General features: G+C 63.1%; 17 protein-coding genes and 1 other RNA gene. 9 read left to right on the forward strand and 9 right to left on the reverse strand.

Translation table 11 applies throughout. The features are described from left to right. The first annotated feature begins 428 nt into the window (after positions 1 to 428). The gene (locus ABC977_RS08925; RefSeq protein WP_369666904.1) at positions 429 to 1,688 is read left to right on the forward strand and encodes a right-handed parallel beta-helix repeat-containing protein; all 1,260 of its coding nucleotides are present in this window, start codon (positions 429 to 431) and stop codon (positions 1,686 to 1,688) included. A gap of 305 nt (positions 1,689 to 1,993) precedes the next feature. Here ABC977_RS08925 and ABC977_RS08930 read toward each other — a convergent pair whose 3' ends face one another. Then, a complete protein-coding gene (locus tag ABC977_RS08930; RefSeq protein ID WP_369666905.1) occupies positions 1,994 to 3,226 on the reverse strand; it encodes an IS1380 family transposase in 1,233 nt (410 codons plus the stop codon). 231 nt (positions 3,227 to 3,457) lie between these two features. Here ABC977_RS08930 and ABC977_RS08935 point away from each other — a divergent pair, with 231 nt between their 5' ends. The 4 genes from ABC977_RS08935 to ABC977_RS08950 all read left to right on the forward strand — a co-directional run bounded on the left by ABC977_RS08935 (position 3,458) and on the right by ABC977_RS08950 (position 8,796). Beyond that, a complete protein-coding gene (locus tag ABC977_RS08935; RefSeq protein ID WP_369666906.1) occupies positions 3,458 to 4,090 on the forward strand; it encodes a hypothetical protein in 633 nt (210 codons plus the stop codon). Positions 4,091 to 4,875: 785 nt separating this feature from the next. After that, positions 4,876 to 6,114 (forward strand): exopolysaccharide biosynthesis polyprenyl glycosylphosphotransferase, encoded by a 1,239-nt coding sequence (locus tag ABC977_RS08940; protein ID WP_369666907.1) that lies wholly within the window; start codon positions 4,876 to 4,878, stop codon positions 6,112 to 6,114. A 301-nt stretch (positions 6,115 to 6,415) separates the two neighbouring features. Further along, the gene (tnpA, locus tag ABC977_RS08945) at positions 6,416 to 6,826 is read left to right on the forward strand and encodes an IS66 family insertion sequence element accessory protein TnpA (protein ID WP_369666908.1); all 411 of its coding nucleotides are present in this window, start codon (positions 6,416 to 6,418) and stop codon (positions 6,824 to 6,826) included. Positions 6,827 to 7,581: 755 nt separating this feature from the next. Beyond that, complete coding sequence (locus tag ABC977_RS08950; RefSeq protein ID WP_369666909.1) at positions 7,582 to 8,796, forward strand: TraB/GumN family protein; 1,215 nt, start codon at positions 7,582 to 7,584, stop codon at positions 8,794 to 8,796. A gap of 145 nt (positions 8,797 to 8,941) precedes the next feature. Here ABC977_RS08950 and ppa read toward each other — a convergent pair whose 3' ends face one another. From ppa to ABC977_RS08985, 7 genes are all read right to left on the reverse strand, one after another. After that, on the reverse strand, positions 8,942 to 9,490 hold the full coding sequence (gene ppa / locus ABC977_RS08955; protein ID WP_369666910.1) for an inorganic diphosphatase: 549 nt from the start codon (positions 9,488 to 9,490) through the stop codon (positions 8,942 to 8,944). Positions 9,491 to 9,647: 157 nt separating this feature from the next. Beyond that, positions 9,648 to 11,714, reverse strand: a complete 2,067-nt coding sequence (locus tag ABC977_RS08960; RefSeq protein WP_369666911.1) for a sodium-translocating pyrophosphatase — start codon at positions 11,712 to 11,714, stop codon at positions 9,648 to 9,650. Between the two features lie 235 nt (positions 11,715 to 11,949). Beyond that, positions 11,950 to 13,206 (reverse strand): 6-phosphofructokinase, encoded by a 1,257-nt coding sequence (locus ABC977_RS08965; protein ID WP_369666964.1) that lies wholly within the window; start codon positions 13,204 to 13,206, stop codon positions 11,950 to 11,952. A gap of 385 nt (positions 13,207 to 13,591) precedes the next feature. Further along, positions 13,592 to 14,809: a UbiH/UbiF/VisC/COQ6 family ubiquinone biosynthesis hydroxylase gene (locus tag ABC977_RS08970; protein ID WP_369666912.1), complete on the reverse strand. Its 1,218-nt coding sequence runs from the start codon at positions 14,807 to 14,809 to the stop codon at positions 13,592 to 13,594. Continuing rightward, positions 14,802 to 16,040 carry a 2-octaprenyl-6-methoxyphenyl hydroxylase gene (gene ubiH, locus ABC977_RS08975; RefSeq protein ID WP_369666913.1) on the reverse strand — a complete coding sequence of 413 codons (1,239 nt, stop codon included), beginning with the start codon at positions 16,038 to 16,040 and terminating at the stop codon, positions 14,802 to 14,804. Before ubiH ends, ABC977_RS08970 begins: the two co-directional genes overlap by 8 nt. A 74-nt stretch (positions 16,041 to 16,114) precedes the next feature. Next, positions 16,115 to 17,437: an aminopeptidase P N-terminal domain-containing protein gene (locus ABC977_RS08980; RefSeq protein WP_369666914.1), complete on the reverse strand. Its 1,323-nt coding sequence runs from the start codon at positions 17,435 to 17,437 to the stop codon at positions 16,115 to 16,117. Continuing rightward, positions 17,434 to 17,946 carry a UPF0149 family protein gene (locus tag ABC977_RS08985; RefSeq protein WP_369666915.1) on the reverse strand — a complete coding sequence of 171 codons (513 nt, stop codon included), beginning with the start codon at positions 17,944 to 17,946 and terminating at the stop codon, positions 17,434 to 17,436. Before ABC977_RS08985 ends, ABC977_RS08980 begins: the two co-directional genes overlap by 4 nt. A 166-nt stretch (positions 17,947 to 18,112) precedes the next feature. Between ABC977_RS08985 and ABC977_RS08990 the strand changes: the two genes are divergently transcribed. The 4 genes from ABC977_RS08990 (at position 18,113) to ABC977_RS09005 (ending at position 19,454) form a co-directional block, all read left to right on the forward strand. Next, positions 18,113 to 18,322 (forward strand): TIGR02449 family protein, encoded by a 210-nt coding sequence (locus ABC977_RS08990; protein ID WP_369666916.1) that lies wholly within the window; start codon positions 18,113 to 18,115, stop codon positions 18,320 to 18,322. Then, positions 18,319 to 18,648 (forward strand): cell division protein ZapA, encoded by a 330-nt coding sequence (locus ABC977_RS08995; RefSeq protein ID WP_369666917.1) that lies wholly within the window; start codon positions 18,319 to 18,321, stop codon positions 18,646 to 18,648. The genes ABC977_RS08990 and ABC977_RS08995 overlap by 4 nt, the downstream gene beginning before the upstream one ends. A gap of 12 nt (positions 18,649 to 18,660) precedes the next feature. Continuing rightward, positions 18,661 to 18,845, forward strand: a non-coding RNA gene (ssrS, locus tag ABC977_RS09000) — 6S RNA. Between the two features lie 21 nt (positions 18,846 to 18,866). Beyond that, the gene (locus tag ABC977_RS09005) at positions 18,867 to 19,454 is read left to right on the forward strand and encodes a 5-formyltetrahydrofolate cyclo-ligase (protein WP_369666918.1); all 588 of its coding nucleotides are present in this window, start codon (positions 18,867 to 18,869) and stop codon (positions 19,452 to 19,454) included. A gap of 138 nt (positions 19,455 to 19,592) precedes the next feature. Here the strand turns inward: ABC977_RS09005 and ilvA are convergent, their stop codons facing one another. After that, the gene (ilvA, locus tag ABC977_RS09010) at positions 19,593 to 21,137 is read right to left on the reverse strand and encodes a threonine ammonia-lyase, biosynthetic (RefSeq protein WP_369666919.1); all 1,545 of its coding nucleotides are present in this window, start codon (positions 21,135 to 21,137) and stop codon (positions 19,593 to 19,595) included. Positions 21,138 to 21,214: the final 77 nt, after the last annotated feature.

Here is a 21,214-nt window from a genome sequence, read left to right on the forward strand (position 1 = left end):
CCCTACGCAGCCGATCTCACATCCGATAGGCCGCCGGAGTGTGACGTTTGTCCCATATAAAAGCGCCGAGTGCACCTATGCTATTGACCGTGGAAACCCCGAAAGCCGGGGCGCTGTCTGCATCATGGCCCTGACGTCCCAAGGAAGGCCTTCTTCAGCTATCTGCAAGAGGAGAACCGCTTCATGTTCAGTCGGCGTGCACTCAACGTATCACAATCTATTTGCGAATCGCTTGCAGCGTCTCCGATTGGACAGCGAAGGCGATACAAGACGTAATTACCTGATGCTCAGCGACAACTCTGCGTACCGACGACTTCGTGTCACTTAAGCATCTATCGCTCGGATGCCCGCCGTCAGCGGCGTTCCACGCTACTTGGTCCGCGACTCTTACAACCGTATCCTTAGCACAGACACTCGAGAGAAACACGATGATCCACCAAAAACCCTTTCAACTCCTGCCTCTGGCTTTTCTTACTGCGATTGCATGCCTTCCTGAAGCATCGACTGGGGCGACGATAAACGCTTCGAGCTGCTCCCAGTCCCACGTCTCCGCAGCAATTTCTTCCGCCACGAATGGCGATACGGTATTAGTGCCGCAAGGCACATGCAGTTGGTCGGGACTTTCCATCTCCAAGCCTATTTACCTCAAGGGGGCGGGCGTTGGAAGAACAAATATTACGATTTCCGGAAATACCGTCACCAAGCAGTCAGGAGGCGTCATTCGTATCTCAGACTTTTCGTTTTCCAAGTCTGGAGGCGGCAACGCAAGCAAAGGTTTCTCAATCAATGGGTCGTGGAGAAACGCACAGCCTGTGATTTTCCAGAACAACGCCTTCACCATCAGCAACAGCGGCCTATTCTTCTTGGATGTTGCCGGCGGCGTGATTATAGCTGGCAATTCGTTTTCAGGTGGATGGGATGACTCTTTTATTCAACCAAAAGACTCCCGTGATACGGAAAACTCCTGGGGAACCGCGGATACCATGGGCACCAGGGATACTAACGGAATACTCAATCACTACATCGAGAACAACACCTTTCATGGGGGCACCAATCAAGGGATTGACGCAGACGATGCGACGCGCGTCGTTTATCGTTACAATACCCTCACTAACTCCTCATTTAACTCGCATGGTTATGCAAGCTCGTCGGTAGGTGTAAGGCATTGGGAAGTCTACAATAACATCTGGATCTATGATGGCCCGAAGGGCAGCCCTTCACAGGACGACCTATCTAATCAGGGATGGGCTATCTGGATTCGTGGCGGAACAGGGGTCATCTTTAATAATATCATTCCTGATATACGGAGTTCCTGGTGGGGTGACCGACAGGAATTTAGGTTCACCATCCGGGGAGCTGAAGATCACAGGCCGCAGGGCAGCTGCGCAAATGTTAGGTACCCTGTCCCAAGACAACTTGGCCAAGGGCATAACGGTTCAAGCTATGTGTTAGATCCAATCTACATATGGAGCAACACAGGCCCGACGGACGGACAGGTTGGCGGTTGGAATTGGGGCAATCCGTGCGGACTCACTTGGACTAACTTTTATTTGGAGAATCGCGACTTTTACCGTGGGATAGCCAAGCCCGGATATACTCCTTACCCTTACCCGCACCCGCTTACGCAGGCAGGACTAACGCCTTCCCCGACGGAAATTCCGGCTCCAATCATTAGGATACACGATTAATGGAATACGCCCTAGGGCCTTTCGGCGCGGCCCACCAATGGGATAGCCGGGTGACGGACGGGACCGTCACCTGGCTCCCCGACAATGCCATTAACCCGAATCCGTGACGTGAATGACGCAAGGGTGTGCGGTCGGCAGATCGCTATAGCGGAGTTCACTTCAGCGTGGCGAACAAGCTGCGAATGGAAGCGCCGCGGCGCCGAATTACTTCGCGAGACCGCTCGAACGTGAGAATCTGCCGGAACCAGCCAATAGAATACCGCGGCACCAAAGCGCGGAGGTGAATACACCGGCCGCGACCGGATTCATGGGCCAGCCAGTTGCGTGTAGAGGCGCCGAAACACGTTCACCACGGGGCAGCCGAAGGCGAGCTTGATCTGGCGGGCGGTGTAGATCAGCCGCGCGGCCCGGTACATCAGCTCCTGCATCAGGGTGCGCAGGCGCCGCCGCTTGGCGCGATGGCGCGGCGGGGCGTCTGGGCCGAGCAGGCCGTTCCGCCCGATCCAGCGCAGGATGTTGTAGGCGAGCAAGGCGCAGGCGAGGACCAGCGCGTTGGTGGCGAACTTGCCCGAGGGCCGGCGCTCGATGTCGAGATCGCTCTCGAACTCGCTGTGGAACTGCTCCGAGGTCCCATGATCGGCGTACAGGGCGATGATCGTCTCCTCCTCGTACTCCAGGCTCGTCCACCAGCCTTCGATCTCGATCTCGGGGACCAGCAGGCGCTGGCCGCGCTGGTCGATGGTACGCTTGGTGATCCGCATGACTCGTCGCAGGGAGCAGTCGTAACCGGCATGGGTCCGCGTCTCGCGCACCTCGGAGAGGGCGGCTCGCCTGCCCGGGCGGGGCTCGCTCCAGTCCCCGTGCACCTCGGCATCGGCCAGCCATTTCTCAGGGCTTTCCCGGCGCGGGTTCCATTTGATCAGGTAGTGGATCGGGGCGGCTTCCTCATCCTGCTCGTTGTGCGTCTCGACCACGGCGATGTTCTCGATGGCATCGTTGCCGCTGTCCAGACGCAGCAGCAACGGTGCTGCGCTCAACGGCCGGGCGGGCCCGATGACACGCTGGAGAAACTCAGGCGTGCCGTTCTGACAGTGTTGACTGCCCACACGCAGCTCCAGCTCCAGGCAGTAACCCTCCTGGCTCAGATAAGCGGCCATCGGAGCGTAGCCGTCCTCGCCCTTGTCGGTGCGCGAGACCCCTTCCTTCTTCGATTGGGAGTTGTCGAAGGGTGTGACATCGCAATCGAGCGGCACCAAGCTATTGTCCAGCGGCGTGATCCGCGCACCGCTGCGGCGCAGAAACGCGATCGCGGCCGCCTCCACCGCACCCCGGCAGGCTGCGGCATGGGCATCCATGCGCTGGCGCAGGATGGCCTCCGAGGGCACGCGATCCAACCCGATCGCTTCGCGAGAATAGGGGTCTTCCCGGAACCCCAGGATGGCCTCGAAGTCACTCTTGCCCAGACACAGCAGGGCGATATAGCTCAAGAGGATCGTCGCATGAGGCATCGCGGCGCAACGGCGAGACCGTGGCCGCATCGGCCTCGGATTCCGTGATCATGAAACGGCGCAACGCAGCACCTGCCGGGTGAGTCTAAGAATGCGCCGATTTTGCCTTCAGCCTGTTGTTCTGTAGCGCATTGTCTCTAATGGCAGGCCATTTGGCTCACGGAATCAGGTAAACGATAGTCCATGTGCCCCTGTTTGGTTCCAACTTGGCCGGGTTAGGATTTTGATAAATTCTTCAACGTACAAAGCGGAGATGCCTAAATGCAAAAGGCGCGACTGTTCCAATTCTTTACTATGAAGAACTTTCTCGAAGAAGAGCCCGATCAAAAGAGAATAAGAGAATTTCTTCTTTCTTTAGCGTATTTGGATAAAAAAACGTGGGAAAAGAACTCGAATCTAATTCCAGAGTATCATCGATTCAGAGTTTCCAATTTTTTCAGCCATATGCACATCTGTCCAGATTTGCAATTCTTGACGCTCAAGGATAGAAAACTTTCAGCGATTCTCTCGCTTCTTCGCGTCCAAGAATCTCGCTTACAGAAAATGTCCTCCTGGGAAGAAATCACCGAGGATGGGTCTTTTCTCTCTCACCATCCATATGGGGATTTTATTTTTGCCGCGCGGCTTTCCTTGGATCCTTCGGAAAGGACATTTTCACTTGCGCGCGCAATGATAAACATTCCTTTTCGGAAAACAGTCTCCGAAAATGGCGCCAGGGGAGCGTGTGTCGCCGTCGAAAATAATCACAGGGAAATTTCATTCTTTCAACGGCAAGGATTTGAAGTTATTCGCGTAGCACAACACTTTCTTCCTGGGGGCGGAAAAATTCCCGAAAATCCGCGAAGAGATGCTGTTATTATGGTAAGAAAAAGTCTGAATATGGTTTCATCTTGAATTCGTGATCTAAATGGCAACCGGTTGGATAAATATCGCGCCTAAACAGCGAGATAATGCTAGGATTTGGTCATTTTCTGACTCACGCAACGGGTGACAGGGCGCGACGGTTCGTCATGTTCTACTCGAAAATTCAGGTCTGCTTCAGCGTCTGAGCCCGTTGTTCGGACTTTCTCCGCATTTCGTCTGATGGGCGTTCGGATTGTGCGTGCTAGCCCCTATAATCTGGCAGTAGATCAAGTGCAATCGGGTATTGCCAACGTTCGGTCTAAGTGATTGTTCTGTATTTCTTGGTTCTGAGAGGGAAGTGTAGGGGCGGGAAGCGGTTCGGCTCCCTACGCCGGCGATTGCCTTGGCGCCCGAGGAGGCAACGGGTTACGAGGCTAGGTACCCGAATTTTCCTGGGGCCGGCACTGAAATTGCGCTGGAACGAACCGGGGGCTGGGAGACGAAGGGACACCGCAGGGTGCGAGGCCCGAGCCGCCAAGCGTTCGCGAGCCACTGGAGCCGAGGTTCGCATGGGGTGGTAGTCCGCAAGGGGCGCTCGTTGTTTCATGTACGAGAGGGCTGCCGAGGTCCGGCTCTTCGAATTCTGGTCGAGGAACGCCGACAGGCCTGTCAACGAGGAGTCGGAGCTTGACAGAGGTACGCTTGACACGCCTGGTGGTCTACCGACAATCGCCGCCTTACGGGTTGCCACGGGGACCAGTACTTTACCCGTTTCGGCATTCCTCCGCGGATTTGCGCCGCTGCCGAAATTAATACCTGGAGACTGGAGAATCGCTGTGCAGCGCACAACTGTTCAGATGCCCACATCGGAAATTGACCGCCAAAGCAATGAATCAATCGTTGACGAGGGGTTACACCTAGACAAGGGTGGCGGTGTCGAGGAGTTATCAGGCGAAGCGAGCTCAGGCTCCTCCGTCTACCCGACCCGCCATTGCGTCCTGGCCTGGTCGGGAAAGGTGAAGCCGCGTCTGCTGCCAAGAAGCCTATTTCTGGAGACGGCGAGACGTGAGCAGCTTCGAGCGATACGCACAAACGCCAAGGTTTGCATGGTACTCGTTTCTATCGACAAGGCCCTGCGCGAGTGCCCAGACGCCCTTTTTGAGTTGTCCGGAAGACTCCAGAATCATATCCGTGAGACGGATTTGCTCGGTTGGTATGCGCACAACCGGCTCGCACTCCTACTTCTAGACACTGATGAACATGCGGCGAGGGAGTGCATTGACCGAATTAAGTTGAAAGAGACGACGGAAGAGACTGGGCCGTCGCTCGAATTCCAGCTGCTATCTTATTCTGAATCGGCGTTCTCCTTGGGAGAATCGCCTTGGTCCAAGCTCGATCAGCCGCGATTCATCGATGCTGATCCGAAACTTGTGCCAAGGTCGCAGCTTCTTGTCAAGCGACTATTGGATCTATTCGGGTCATTGACCGCCATCCTTCTACTTTCGCCGGTCATGCTCACGACTGCCATAGTCATCAAGGCTACGTCGCGAGGGCCAGTTATTTTCCGGCAGGTTCGTCTCGGCAAAGATGGGAGACCCTTTACGTTCCTCAAGTTTCGCTCGATGAGAGCCGATGCTGACCAAAGCTTGCATCGTAAGCACGTGGAAGCCCTGATGGCTAAGGGTGAGAAGGATGAAGCGAGCTGTGAGAGGAAAGCCTGGTTCAAAATGGAGGCAGACCCCCGGATTACGCCTGTTGGGCGTTTCCTTCGAAAATCCAGCATCGACGAGCTGCCTCAACTGTTTAACGTTTTGAAAGGCGACATGAGCCTTGTGGGCCCACGTCCGCCTATCCCCTATGAGGTAGAAAGTTACAGCGCCTGGCATCTTAGGCGCATTCTGGAGGTGAAGCCTGGGATAACGGGGTTCTGGCAAGTCGAGGGCAGGGGTGCTGTTACCTTTGATGACATGGTCCGCCTCGATCTCCAATACGCTCGACATTGGACTCTGCTCACGGATATTCGGATTCTGCTCAAGACGGTTGTCGTCGTCCTGCAGCGGCGCGGAGCCGCCTGATGAAGAAACCTCGATACGCCAGATTGTCGTCGAGCGCGGCAACTGTGAGCGGCTGAGCCGCCCCCGCGAGCCGGTTCGCGATCGTCGTCTCTGCTTTCGATCATGCACCCGGCCATTTGGGCTGCCGGCTGCGTCTCTAGGTCAAATTGGCCCGACACCTCGCTCTTAGGTCTAAGGAGGGGCATCGCGAAGCATTCCTCGCGCGATCTTGGCCGGATCTAAGGATCGAGCGCTCGCCATTGATACACGATAACGGCTCGAGCGAGGCCCGCCTGGAGGGGCTGGTCGGGACGTAGTTGGCATGACCACCGAGCGCCGTGTCCCGGTTACCTGCACACGGCTGGCGTTCTGCTCTGGGCGCGGGGGAGGCGGACAATGGTCCCTGTCTCGGATCACGACACGAGACCACGATGGCTACGGCGAACACGGGGTGCGGCGCAGCCGCGCGGAATGGCAGGCCCTTCTTGAGCGCGCCGAGCGCAGCCGGCTGAGCACGGTGGCGTTTTGCGCGGCGGAGGGGATCAGCACCGCGAGCTTTTATCTGTGGCGCAAGCGACTGCGTGCGATGGTACCGGTGGCGTCGGACAATGGGTCATCGGCGACAGCGTTTCTCGATCTGGGTGTGTTGTCGGCGCCGCGCCCGGATGAACCGTCCTGGGATCTGGAACTGGATCTCGGCGCGGGTGTGGTGCTGCGCCTGAGGCGCGGGTGATGTTCTTTCCGGAAGGGCGCGTGCGGGCCTTCGTCCACGGCCGTCCGGTGGACATGCGCAAATCCTTCACTGGGTTGATCGCCTTGACGCAGCAGGCGCCGGTTCAGGATCCCCTGTCTGGGCACCGAAGAGTCGCGTGTCCCTCGTGATACCTCGCGGCGGCATCCTGCCGCCGCGAGGACTCGGTCCTTGGCGACGGCCTGTTGTGCCCGGGTTCGCCCTGCGGTCGCCGCCGTGCCCGACTCCCCGTTGGTCCGCCGGGCACGACTGCGCCCTCAAATGGCTTGACGGCGTGTGGGATGCGCTCTGCATGTTGCCTCCGCGGCTTCGGGACTCCCGCCAGTCCCCGTCGTCGAGATCGCCGGCGATGACGCAAAAGTCCGCTCCCTCGTCGATAGCGAGCGATACCAGATTGTCCAGGGCCTCGCGGGACGCGGACCAGATGCGCTCGACCGCGGCGCCCCCGGAGCGCGCCAACCTCTTGAGCGGACTGTCGAGGTGGATATGGGCGGTGTGGAGAAAGCGAAACGACGAAACGTTTTACGGGTGCTCAGGAAATGATTGGCATGGTGCCGGCGTAAGGGATCTCGCTGCCGAGCCTACCAGGACGTACTCATCGTGTGTCGCGCAGATCATGCTCGAAGGTGGCCCCAGCATCAGCGGCGGTGCGGTTCTTCCATATGAAGATGGGTTGGAGACCCTGCGGCGGGGAGCCAGGGCGCGCTATCATTGGCCTTTTTCACGGAGCCTACGCGATGCCTGAATCCTCGACCCTGCCAACCGATGCCCAGGAGCCGCGCATCGATCTTACCTTGAACGGGGCCGAGATCACCTTGCTCGGCACGGCCCATGTCTCGCGCGCGAGCGCGAACATGGTCCGCGCGTTGCTCGAGCAGGGACAATACGATGCGGTGGCCGTCGAACTGTGTCGAAGTCGCTACAATGCGCTGATGGATCCGGCTGCGTTGTCGCGGATGGATCTTTTCTCGGTGATCCGCGAGGGGCGGGTCTATATGGTCGTCGCGAGCCTCGCGCTGTCGGCCTATCAGCAGCGCCTCGCCGATCAATTCGGGATCGAACCGGGGGCCGAGCAACGGATGGCTGTGCGACTGGCGAAGGAACAGGACCTGTCGTTGCTGTTGATCGATCGCGAGGTCGGCGTCACCTTGCGCCGCTTATCCGGGAACATGGGCTGGTGGCGCCGCTACACGCTGTTCGTCGGGCTCTTGATCGCCATGGTCTCGCGCGAGCAGATCACCGAAGAGGAGATCGAGCGACTCAAGGAGGGGGACGTCCTGGAGACCACCTTCGCCGAGCTGGCCGAAGACCGCCAGGATCTCTATGTCCCATTGATCGAAGAGCGGGACCACTACATGGCGGCCAGGCTCCGTGCCGAAATCGCCGAGCACGGTTATCGGCGCGTGCTCGCGGTCGTCGGCGCCGGTCACCTGGAGGGCGTGGCGCGGCATCTGCGCGCGCCCGACGCGGCGCCCCCGGCCGAGTCCGTGCAGGCCCTGGAGCAGGTGCCGTCCCCGAGCCCGTGGCCGAGGCGGCTGCCATGGATCATCGTGCTCGTGATCCTCGCTGGTTTTACGATCGGTTTCATGCGCAATCCCAGTCTCGGCTGGGAGATGGTCATCGAATGGGTGCTGATCAATGGCACCTTGGCTGGGATTGGTGCCATCCTGGCGGGTGGCCACCCTGCGACCGCGGCCGCCAGCTTCTTCGCGGCCCCCTTGACGTCGCTGAACCCGACGATCGGGGTCGGCTTGGTGGCGGCAGGTGTCGAGTTGTCGTTGCGCCGCCCCAGCGTTGGGGATTTCAGTCGCCTGCGCTCGGAGGTCAGCCATTTCACCGGGTGGTGGCGCAATCGGGTATCGCGCGTCCTGCTGGTCTTCATGTTCGCGACGCTGGGATCGGCGATCGGGACCTGGGTCGCCGGCTTCCGCATCTTCGAGAAACTCGTGTAGCCGCATCGATTGGCGGCGCGCCGTTCGCCCTGGCCGGAACGCCGGGGCGATCCGGTCTCGTCGGCCATCATCGGGGCCTTCCAAAAACCGTTCCGGCACCCAAGCCCGACCAGGGGCCGTGGGTTTCCAGCGCGCATGCCTTTCGTCAAAAGGCCGGTTTCTCTGGCGCCTCGTCGAACATCTGGACGCTGCGCATGATCTCGTCGCGCGCTTCGTCGCGGCCTCCCCATCCCTGCACCCGGACCCATTTCCCCTCGTCGAGGTCCTTGTAGTGCTCGAAGAAGTGGGCGATCTGATCGAGCAGGTGGACCGGCATGTCGCGGAAACTCTCGACCTGGCGGTAGCCCTTGAACAGGCGATCGATCGGGAGTGCAAGGATCTTCGCGTCATCGCCCGACTCGTCCGTCATCTTGAGCACGCCGATCGGCCGACACTGGATCACCGAGCCCGGGATCAGCGGATAGGGCGTGACCACCATGACGTCGACCGGATCGCCATCGGGGGACAAGGTGTGCGGAACATAGCCGTAGTTGCAGGGGTAGTGCATCGCCGTCGACATGAAACGGTCGACGAACATCGCCCCGGTGGCCTTGTCCATCTCGTACTTGACCGGCTCGGAGTGGGACGGGATCTCGATGATCACGTTGATCTCGTTGGGGACATCGCGTCCCCGTGTAACTCGACTCAGGTCCATACAGGTCCTCGTTGCTTGGATGAGGAAGTAGGGTGGTCACGGCCCGGCATCGGGCGTCGACCTACCAAAAGGTAGGGGCGTCCCGCGCGATTCGGGACGCCCCTGGGTTGATGCGGTCCGTCATCGAATGTCGACGGACCGGTGACCGATGGTCAGATTACAGGGTAACGACCAGCGGTACGATCAGCAGGGCGACGATGTTGATGATCTTGATCAACGGGTTGATCGCCGGACCGGCGGTGTCCTTGTAGGGGTCGCCGACGGTATCACCGGTGACGGCCGCCTTGTGGGCCTCCGACCCTTTGCCGCCGAGATTGCCATCCTCGATGTACTTCTTCGCGTTGTCCCAGGCGCCGCCGCCGGCGGTCATCGAGATGGCGACGAAGAGACCGGTCACGATGGTCCCGATCAGCAGGCCGCCGAGGGCCTTGATGCCGGCGTCCGGACCCATCAGGAAGGCCATGCCGAAGGCGACGACGACTGGAGCGAGGACCGGCAGCAGCGACGGGATCACCATCTCCTTGATCGCGCCCTTCGTCAGCATGTCGACGGCCTTCGAGTAGTCGGGCTTCTGCGTACCGTCCATGATGCCGGGCATCTCGCGGAACTGCCGGCGCACCTCGGTGACGATGCCACCCGCGGCGCGGCCGACGGCCTCCATCGCCAGCGCAGCGAACAGGAACGGGATCAAGCCGCCGATGAAGAGGCCGATCAGCACCGCTGGATCGGACAGGTCGAACGAGACCAGCCGGCCGGCGGCATCGAGGCCATGGGTGTAGTCGGCGAATAGCACCAGTGCGGCGAGACCTGCCGAACCGATCGCGTAGCCCTTGGTGACCGCCTTGGTCGTATTGCCGACCGCGTCGAGCGGATCCGTGATGCCGCGGATCTTGTCGTCGAGGCCAGCCATCTCGGCGATGCCGCCGGCGTTGTCGGTGATCGGGCCGTAGGCGTCGAGCGCGACGATGATGCCGGTCATCGACAGCATCGCCGTGGCGGCGATCGCGATGCCGTAGAGGCCCGCGAGCTCGTAAGCGCCCCAGATCGCGGCACAGACCATCAGCACGGGTGCAGCGGTGGCCTTCATGCCGACGCCGATGCCGGCGATGATGTTGGTCGCGTGACCCGTTTGAGAGGCCTCGGCGATGTGGCGCACCGGGCGGAAATCGGTCGAGGTGTAGTATTCGGTGATGACGACCATCGCGGCGGTCAACACCAGACCGATCAGCGCGGCACCATAGACGCCCCACCGGCTGTATTCGGCACCGTCGATCAGCACGGTCGCCGGCAGGAACATCAAGGTGACCGGGATGAACAGGATCGCGGCCAGGCCGCCGGCGACGATCAAACCCTTGTACAGGGCCTTCATGATCTTCGTGTCGCCTTCTTCAAGCTTGACGAAGAAGGTCCCGACGATCGAGGCCAGGATCGAGACGCCGCCGAGCACGAGCGGGAACACGACCGCGTCGGTCGTTTGCAGCATCAGCCAGCCGAGCAGCATGGTCGCGACCACGGTCACGGCATAGGTCTCGAACAGGTCGGCCGCCATGCCGGCACAATCGCCGACATTGTCGCCGACGTTGTCGGCGATGACCGCCGGATTGCGTGGATCGTCCTCGGGGATCCCGGCCTCGACCTTGCCGACCAAGTCCGCGCCGACATCGGCGCCCTTCGTGAAGATGCCGCCGCCCAGTCGCGCGAAGATCGAGATCAGCGAGCCGCCGAACCCGAGGCCGATCAGCGCGTGCAGGATCGCCTTTTCTTCGACCCCCATCGCCGTCAGGAACGCATAGTAGCCGGCCACGCCGAGGAGGCCGAGGCCGACGACCAACAGCCCCGTGATCGCGCCACCCCGGAAGGCGACCTGCAACGCGGCGTTCAGACCGTCCTTGGCTGCCTCGGCGGTGCGGACGTTCGAACGCACCGAGATGTGCATGCCGATGTAGCCCGCTGCCCCGGAGAGGACTGCGCCGAGCACGAAGCCGATCGAGACCTCCCAGCCGAGCAAGAACCAGAGGATCACGGTCATCACCACACCGACCAGACCGATCGTCAGGTACTGGCGGTTGAGATAGGCCTGAGCGCCCTCTTGAATCGCTGCGGCGATCTCGCGCATGCGCGGGGTCCCGTCCGGCAAGGCCAGGATCCATTTGGTCGACCAGATGCCATACCCGATGGCCCCGAGGCCACAGAGCAAGGCAAAGAAAATACCGGCAAATGTCATCTATTCCACTCCTCTCCTGTCGTCGAACTTAAGGATGCCAGGTGGCATCGGGTAACAACGGGTGATCCACTGTCGGTACCGATCCAGGCCACGGGCAAACAGGGTACCTATCGGCCCTCAGGCCGGTCGGCGGGATCCCAGGGCAGGGTTCGGTCATTTCGGTCAGGGCCATCGCTCAGCGCGCCGCCCCAACGAAAACCGCCGGCCCAGGATCTGGTGGGCCGGCGGTGGGCTTTCACAACTCGAATGGCGTGTCGAGCTTCTTCGGGACCGGTGCGTTCTCGAGCGTCACATATTTCGGCAGGCCGTTCTCGAACGGGGGAAAATCCTCGCCCTGTATCAAGGGCAACAGATAGTCCTTGCAGACCGAGGTGATCCCGAATCCATCGGCCGAGATGAAGTCGCGCGGCATGAACTTCTCGACATTCGCGACCTCGGCCAGTGGCGCCTCGCCGATTTCCCACGCATAGGGCTGCTGACTGACCCGCCGGATCGTCGGCATGATCGCATTGTGACCCGCGAGCGCGAACTCGACGGCGGCCCGGCCGACCGCGTAGGCCTGCTCGACATCGGTGCGCGAGGCCAGATGCCGCGCGGCCCGTTGCAGGTAGTCGGCGACCGCCCAGTGGAACTTGTAACCGAGGGCCTCCTTGACCAGGTTCGCGACGACCGGCGCGGCACCACCGAGCTGGGCGTGACCGAAGGCGTCGCGGGTACCCTGTTCGGCCAGGAACCGGCCGTCGGGATGCTTGGCCCCCTCGGAGACCACGACAGTGCAGTAGTCATGCCGTTCGACCAGTTCCTTGACGCGGGCGAGGAAGCGCTGCTGATCGAACTCGATCTCCGGGAACAGGATCACGACCGGGATCCCGTGATCCTCGACCAGGCCCCCGGCGGCGGCGATCCAGCCGGCATGCCGGCCCATGACCTCGAGGACGAAGAGCTTGGTCGAGGTCTTGGCCATCGAGCGCACGTCGAACGAGGCTTCCAGCGTCGAGGTCGCGATGTACTTGGCGACCGAGCCGAACCCGGGGCAGTTGTCGGTGATCGGCAGGTCGTTATCGACGGTCTTGGGGACATGGATCGCCTGGATCGGGAAGCCCATGGCCTCGGAAAGCTGGGAGACCTTGTAACAGGTGTCGGCCGAATCGCCGCCGCCGTTGTAGAAGAAGTAGCCGATGTCGTGGGCCTTGAAGACCTCGATCAGTCGCTCGTACTCGCGGCGATTCGCCTCGAGGCTCTTCAATTTGTAGCGGCACGACCCGAAGGCCCCGGACGGCGTATGGCGGAGCGCCGCGATCGCGGCATCGGACTCCTGGCTCGTGTCGATCAGGTCCTCGGTCAAGGCGCCGATGATGCCGTGGCGTCCGGCGTAAACCTTGGCGATCTGGTCCGGGTGGCGGCGCGCCGTTTCGATCACACCGCAGGCCGAGGCGTTGATCACGGCCGTGACGCCGCCCGATTGCGCGTAAAAGGCGTTCTTCGCTGTCATAGTCATCCCCTCGCTTCGTCGTCTCTTCGGATTTTGTCCTTGTGCCCGCCCATCGCGCTCGGCTCGTCTCGCGGTTCAACTCGTCGCGGTGTCGCCGGCCGTTCGTTGCGGGCGTAAACGGAAGGGCGCGATAGCATAGGCCGTATCGGGTCTGGACTCAAAGCCGGCGTTGACGCGGACCATGGTTCATGGATCGGCGCCACGCCGACATCGGACCCGAAAGGCCGCATCAATCAAGCATCTCGTCGTCGACCTCGAAGGTCGACCGGGGCAGAATCTCCAGCATGAATTTTGTCTCTGCTCAGCATTGTGTCCGGGGCGCCGGCGATGTCCACCGATGGCCGTTGCCGGCGTTCATGGCTCGCAAGCAGGGAGCCCGGGTCTGTCAGGGCCGAGCCAGCGGTGGCAGCGCACCCCTGATGCCCAGGGCCGTGGCGCCGAGATGGTTCTTCACCGGCCCCAGCCGATCGGTCAGGCCAAGGCCCAGGCTGCGGGCGAAGGCGAGCCAAGCCTGATCGTTGCCGAAGAGCCGTTTCAGGCCATCGAACGCCAACAGCATCACCCAATTGTCGCCACGGCGGGCTCGCTCGTAACGGCGCAAGGTCGCGAACGAGCCGATATCCCGGCCGCGGTCGATGGCTCGATCGATCGCCGCCGCCAATTCCGCCGCATCGAGCAATCCGAGATTCAAACCCTGTCCGGCCAATGGGTGCACCGCATGAGCCGCATCGCCGACGAGGGCCAGTCGCGGTTGGCAGTAGTTCGTCGCGTGTTGCAGCCGCAGCGCGAAGGCCGTGCGCGGTCCGACGGCCAGGATCCGGCCGAGGCGGTGTTCGATGGCCTCGCCCAGGGCCTCGCAGAAGGCCTCGTCGGACAAAGCGAGCAAGGTCTGGGCGTAGCCCTCGACGGCCGACCAGACGATCGAGCAGCGGCCATCGGCGAGCGGCAGGAAGGCCACCGGCCCCGTCGGCAGGAAGCGTTGCCAGGCGGTCTCGGCATGCGGCCATTCGGTTCGTGCCGTGGTGACGATGGCGCGCTGATCATAGTCCCAACCCCGTGTCCCGATACCGGCGAATTCGCGTACACGCGAGTCGCGCCCGTCGGCGCCGACCACCAGGCGCGCCGCGATCTGGCGGCCGTCATGCAGGGTCACAAGGGCCGACTCCGCTCCCAGGGTCAGGTCCATGATCCGAGCCGGCGCGATCAGCGTGACTTCCGGGCAGTGCTCGAGGCGTTCCCAGAGCGCCGATTGTAGGATTCGATTCTCGACGATATGGCCCAGGTCCGGCTCTCCGAGGTCGGCGCTGTCGAACTGGATCCGCCCGCCGCCGATGGCGTCCCACACCTCCATGCGGCGATAAGGGCTGACGCCGAGCTCGGTGATCCGGCCCCAGACACCGAGTCGCGACAGGATGCGTTGGCTGGCGCGATTCAATGCGCAAACGCGCGGATCGCCGTGGTCGGCCGGCCCGTTGCGAACCGGTGGGCGCGCCTCGATCACGGCGATCGAGAGTCCACGGCCGGCGCAAGCGGCCGCCACGGCGGCGCCGACGAGACCGCCGCCGATCACGAGCAGGTCCTGGTGTGTCGTGGATTCACTCATCGGGGATCTCCAATCTCAGACCGCGGGCCAGCCGCGTCTGGCGCCCGTATCGCCCCATCAGGCGGCGTGCCAGCAGATGGCGCGGACCGGCGAATAGACCCAGACCGAGAAGTCCGAGGTCGCGCGCCAGGCGCAGCGGCGGCCAGGTGTGGATGAAATGACGGGCCAGGGCATCCGTGACGGCGGCGACCGCGGCATGGTCCGCGCGGCGCCAGTCACGATAGGATGCCAGCACCGACGCGCTGCCGGGATCCAGGCCGGCGCGGTTCGATGCGCTCAAGACCTCGGCCAAGGCCGCGACATCGCGCAACCCGAGATTGAGGCCTTGCCCGGCGACCGGATGCAGCGTGTGGGCGGCGTTGCCGATCAAGGCCGTGCGTGGGCCGGTCGGGTCGGGCGTCAGCATCAGTCGCAACGGATAAGCGAGGCGGCGCGACGGCTCGAGAAACCGCCCGAGCTTCAGGCCGAACCGATCTCGCAGCCGTGCGACGAAGGCCTCGTCCGAGAGGGATAGCAGCTCGGCGGTCTGCTCCTCGAGCGTGGTCCAGACCACCGAATAGCGGCCTCCCGACAGCGGCAGCAAGGCCAGTGGACCGGTCTCGGTGAAGCGTTCGAACGCGGTGCCGGGTTGCGGCCGCTCGGCGGTCACGGTCGCGATGACCGCGTCCTGGCCGTAGCGGTGTTCGCGGACCCGGATCCCGAGCCGTTGGCGAACCTTCGAGTCGCCGCCATCGGCCGCGACCAGCAAGCGGCCGCGCAACCGGACGAGGTCCTCGCCGGCGCGGACCACGAGGCTCGCCGATTCCGCGTCGATCTGGAACTCGCTCAGGCGAGCGGGGGCCAGCAGGGTCAGGTTGGTCTGTTCGGACAGGACCTCGTGGATGGCGATGCCGAGCAGACGCGCCGGGATGACGTAGCCGAGTGCCTCGACGGCCTCCTCGTCGGCTCGGATCCGGGTGATGCCGAAGCCGCCGGCCTGCGAGACCTGGACCTGGTGGATCGGTTCGGCGCCATCGGCGATCCGTGGCCATAGACCGATTCCGGCCAGAATGCGCTGGCTGGTCCACGACAGCGCGATCACCCGCTCATCGTAGCTCGGATGCCGATCGGTGCGCGGGGCGACCGCCTCGATGACGAGGGTCCGCAGGCCAGTGCGGCCCAGCGCGCAGGCGAGGCAGCCGCCGACCAGACCCCCTCCGACGATGGCCACATCATAGTCGCTGGACGTCATGCGCACGGTCTTGTCACCGTCTCGGTCGATGCCATGATCGATGTCCGTGTCATACCCGTGGATAAAGCCCCGGTTCAGGAACGGGTGCCGACCAGGGACTCGATCTCGGTCGGATCCTTGGGCGCATCGGCCGACAGGATCTCATGCCCTTCTTCGGTGATCGCGACATCGTCCTCGATCCGGATGCCGATGTTCCGGAAGGGCGCCGGCGCCGCGTCGTTGGCAGCGGCGATGTAGAGTCCCGGTTCGATCGTCAGCACCATGCCCGGTTCCAGTCGCCGCCATTTCCCGCGGACCTTGTAATCGCCGACATCATGCACGTCCATGCCGAGCCAGTGGCCGGTGCGATGCATGAAGAAGGGCTTGTACTTCTCCTCCTTGATCAGTCTCGCCACCGCTCGCGGTCCACCAGGCAGGATCCCGAGTTCCACCAGGCCGGCCGTCAGGGTTCGCACGGCGGCCTTGTGCGGGTCGTCCCAGCGGTTCCCCGGCACGGCCTTCGCGATCGCCGCCTGCTGAGCGGCCAGCACCAGCTCGTAGAGCGTCCGCTGGGCATCGCTGAAGCGGCCATTGACGGGGAAGGTCCGGGTGATGTCGGAGGCATAACCGGCCAGTTCGCATCCGGCATCGATCAGGACCAGGTCGCCGTCCCGGAGCCGGTGGCGGTTGTCGACATAATGGAGCACGCAGGCATTGGCGCCGCTGCCGACGATCGGCGGATAGGCCTGGGTACGGCCGCCGCGCAGCGCGCATTGGTGGACGAATTCGGACTCGAGTTGGTATTCCCAGAGCCCTGGTCGGCAGCGCTGCATGACGGCCCGGTGGGCAGCGGCCGAGATCCGCGCGGCCTTGTGCATCGTGCGTCGTTCCAGCGGGCTCTTGCGCAGACGCTGCTCGGCGAGCAGCCGATCGCTGGCGAGGAATTCGCTCGGCGCGATGACGCCGGCTCGGGCCTTGGTTTTCGCGGTGGCGACCCAGCCCATCAAGCGCCGGTCCAGATCCGGGTCGCGGCCGATCGGGAAGTAGACCCGTTCGCGTCCCTCGAGCAGGGTCGGCATCACCTTGTCGAGGTCGCCGATCGGATGGGCCTGGTCGGCGCGATACCTTTCCGTGGCGCCCGCGACGCCGGCACGCCGTCCGTCCCAGATCTCGCGGGCCGGGTCGCGGGGACGACAGAAGAGCACGAGGTCGCCATCGGGTCGAGCCGGCGCGAGGACCATCCATGCCTCGGGTTCCGGGAAGCCGGTCAGATAGAGAAAGTCGCTGTCCTGGCGAAACGGGAAATGGACATCGCGGCTGCGCGTCGTTTCGTTCGCGGCGGGCAGCACCAGAAGGGAGCGCGGCGGCATCATCCCCGCCAGACGGTCACGGCGACGGCGGTACTCGACGATCGTCATGTCTCGGTCCCGTGGCGACACTCGGTATAGAGCAGCAACGCCGCGATCCGCACGAATTCGGCCACATCGGCCAATGCCTGCTCCGGTTCCTCCCCGGCGTCGAGGTGATCGAGATCCAGATGGGTGACGGCGATCAGGTCGTCGAGCGCTTCGCGCGACGTCGGGGACAGCCGCTGGATCTCGACGCCGGCCAACCCGAGGCCGTAGACGAGGCCACGGCTCCAGTCGTAGACGGCCTCGACGCGCTCAGGCAGCGGACGATCGTCGGCTGGCCAAAGCGGGGACAGGGTACAATCCGGGTCGGTCAACTCCGCTTGGGTGCGTTCGGCGATCCCGATCAGCAGGTCGCGTGCCGTGGAATCCGGCTCGTCGTGGTTCCCGAGTACCTCCCCGAGCCACAGTCCGGCGGCATCGTCACGAGCCTCGTGCGGCTTGCGGCACAAGAGCCCGCATAGGGTCCCATGGGCCTCGGCCGCACTGATCGGGCGATCCGCCAAAAGCTCGGTCATCTGCTGATATTCGGACAGCGTCGTGATCTCCAACGGCGGGCATGTCATTGAAATGGCTAAGGCCGGTCCGTTTCGTCAAAACTGGATCATAGCACGGCGCCGGCGCGGATTGACCCGGGTCATGACCGCTCCTATAGTGCGATGATCCCCTCACGGAGGATAATTCGTGGCCTACCTCGACATCGACCGACTGGAGAAACAGGTGGACGAACTCATCGCGTGCTGTCGGCGGCTGCAGCAGGAGAATCAGATTTTGCTCGCTCGTCAGGAGTCTTTAGCGGCGGAGCGGGCCGAATTGATCGAGAAGAACGAACAGGCTCGGCAACGGATCGAGACTGCGCTCGCGCGCCTAAGAACAATGGAGGACACCCTATGAGCACCGAAACAGTCCCTGTCACGGTGCGGATTCTCGATAAGGAATACCACGTGGGTTGCCATCCCGACGAACAAGACGAGCTGTTCGCATCCGCCCGAATGCTCGATGAGCGGATGCGCGAGATCCGACGCTCGGGCCGGGTCGTCGGTACCGATCGCATCGCGGTGATGGCGGCTTTGAACATCGCCCACGAACTGGTTGTCCAGCGCAAGACCGAGAGCGGCGTCGAAGATGGCACCGCCAAGCGGCTGTTGATGATGCAGGAGCGGATCGAGGCCGCGCTGGCCGCGCGGGCAGAACTGGACGGCCGCAACGAAAGGGTATAGCCTAGGACCTGACATCCCCTGCGGTGCGCGATGAGGCCGGGGTATTTTCTTGAGCCTAATCTATGCCCTGGGGACCTGGAGACGAGGCCGTTGTGCAGACCCGCCAATCAGCGGGGAGCCTGAAGCCGCGTCGAGGGTTCCCACTTGAACCGACAGGTTCAAGAGCGATGGCCGGAGACGGCACAGGCGGGGGGTGTCGCCTTCCCGACTCGCCTGCCGTGCCTTCGAGCAGGCTGAGGCGCGCATTGCGTAATGCCCGGCAAGCCTTGACCAGATCCGAGCAGAGGGATCACGCGCGTCGGCTTGCCCGCCATCTAACGAAATCGGTCCGTTTTCGCCGCGCTCGGCGCGTCGCGCTCTATTGGCCGGCCGATGGGGAGATCGATCCGCGTCTGCTGATCGATCGCGATCGGGGTCGGCAGTGGTTTCTCCCGGTTTTGCGTCGCTATCCTCGAAAGACGTTGTTCTTCGCCCGGTGGCGTCCCGGGGAGCCATTGGTCCCCAACCGTTTCGGCATCCCGGAGCCGAAGAGGCAAGGATGTCGTCGCCGGATGGCCTTGTCGCTCGACTTGATCCTGGTGCCTCTGGTCGGCTTCGACGACGAGGGCCAGCGTCTCGGCATGGGCGGGGGCTTCTATGATCGGACCCTTGCCCGCCTCAGGCGCTGCCGCCACTGGCGACGGCCTTGCCTGATCGGTGCCGCCCACGCGTGCCAGCGGGTCACGCGCCTGCGATCCAGGCCCTGGGATGTCCGCTTGGCCGCTGTCATGACCGAAGAGGGCCCGCGTGGCCGCGATCGGATCTAGATGGCCACGGCTTCGGTGGCCTCGCGCGTCGTGGGCTGCCGATCGGGCATCGAGGGTCCGCGGCGCGCTGTCCGTCGGCGGGATTCGCTGACGGGGCAAGAAGCCCGGCTGCGCTGGGTGTGTCGATCGGAGCCCGTGTCATCGAGGCGCTGCCACCCGACCCGTGCCAGCACCGGCAAACAGGTGGTAGGCCGGATTGTCGGTCTCGTCCCAGAATGACACGCCGCACGTCGCCAATTGCTCGTGGATCGCCGGCCAATCGTCCGGCGGGGCTTGGATCCCCATCAGAACACGGCCGTAGGCGGCACCATGATTGCGGTAATGGAACAAACTGATGTTCCAGCGCCGGCCCAGTGCCGCCAGGAAATCGAGCAGGGCGCCGGGCCGTTCCGGAAACTCGAAGCGAATTAGCCGCTCGTCGGTCAGGTCCGGGGCGTGACCGCCAACCATGTAGCGGATATGCAGTTTCGCGGTTTCATTGTCGGTCATGTCGAGGACGGATAGACCTTTGGCCTCGAGGCGCGCGATCAGGTCGGTCCGCTCCCGGTCGCCGCCGCCGAGCTCGACGCCGACGAACACCTGTGCTCGGCGCGGGTCGGCATAGCGGTAATTGAACTCGGTGATCTGGCGTCGTCCAAGCGTGCGGCAGAAGCTGTAGAAACTGCCCGGGCGCTCCGGGATCTCGACCGCGAGCAGGGCCTCGCGACGTTCGCCGAGTTCGGCGCGTTCCGCGACATGACGCAACCGATCGAAATTGATGTTGGCGCCGCTCTCGATCGCGATCAGCGACGCATCGCGCAAGCCGTGTCGTTGCGCGTACCGCTTGAGACCGGCGACGGCCAGGGCGCCGGCGGGTTCGGCGATCCCGCGCGTGTCGTCGAAGATGTCCTTGATCGCGGCGCAGATCTCGTCGCTGTCGACGAGCACGACCTCATCGACGGTGCGCTGTGCGACGCGGAAGGTCTCGTCTCCGATCCGCCTGACCGCGACGCCGTCGGCGAAGAGCCCAACTTGCGCGAGCTCGATCGGCCGGCCGGCCGCCAGGGCCCGTTCCAGCGTCGGTGCCTCCGTGGGTTCGACGCCGATGACGCGAACGCTCGGCTGGACGTATTTGACGTAGGCGGCGATACCGGCGATCAGGCCTCCGCCGCCGACCGGGACGAAGATCGCATCTGGCGGGTCCGGGTGTTGCCGCAGGATCTCCATGCCGATCGTCCCCTGGCCGGCGATCACATCCGGGTCATCGAACGGGTGGATGAAGGTCAATGCCCGTTCGGCGGCGAGGATCTGGGCGTGACCATAGGCCTCGTCGTAGGAATCGCCATGCAACACGGCCTTCGCCCCCAGATTGCGCACCGCTTGGACCTTGATCATCGGTGTCGTGCGTGGCATCACGATGATCGCGGACAGCCCCAGGCGGCTAGCCCCAAGGGCGACGCCCTGCGCGTGATTGCCGGCCGAAGCGGCGATGACCCCGCGCGAGCGCGCGTCCGCATCGAGCTGGACCAGCTTGTTGTAGGCGCCGCGGAGCTTGAACGAGAAGATCGGTTGGAGATCCTCGCGTTTCAGGGAGACCTGGTTGCCGATGCGCCGCGACAACAGGGTCGCGCGGGTCAACGGGGTTTCGATGGCGACGTCATAGACCCGTGCCCGGAGGATGCGCTCGATGTACGAGAGCGGCATACTGAACCTCGCTCGCTGCTGGGAAGGCCCCCGATGGTAGGGGGAAAAGCCCGCCGTCGGCCAGCGGGATTCGGCCG

The organism is Thioalkalicoccus limnaeus, assembly GCF_041197575.1.
Lineage (GTDB): Bacteria > Pseudomonadota > Gammaproteobacteria > Chromatiales > Chromatiaceae > Thioalkalicoccus > Thioalkalicoccus limnaeus.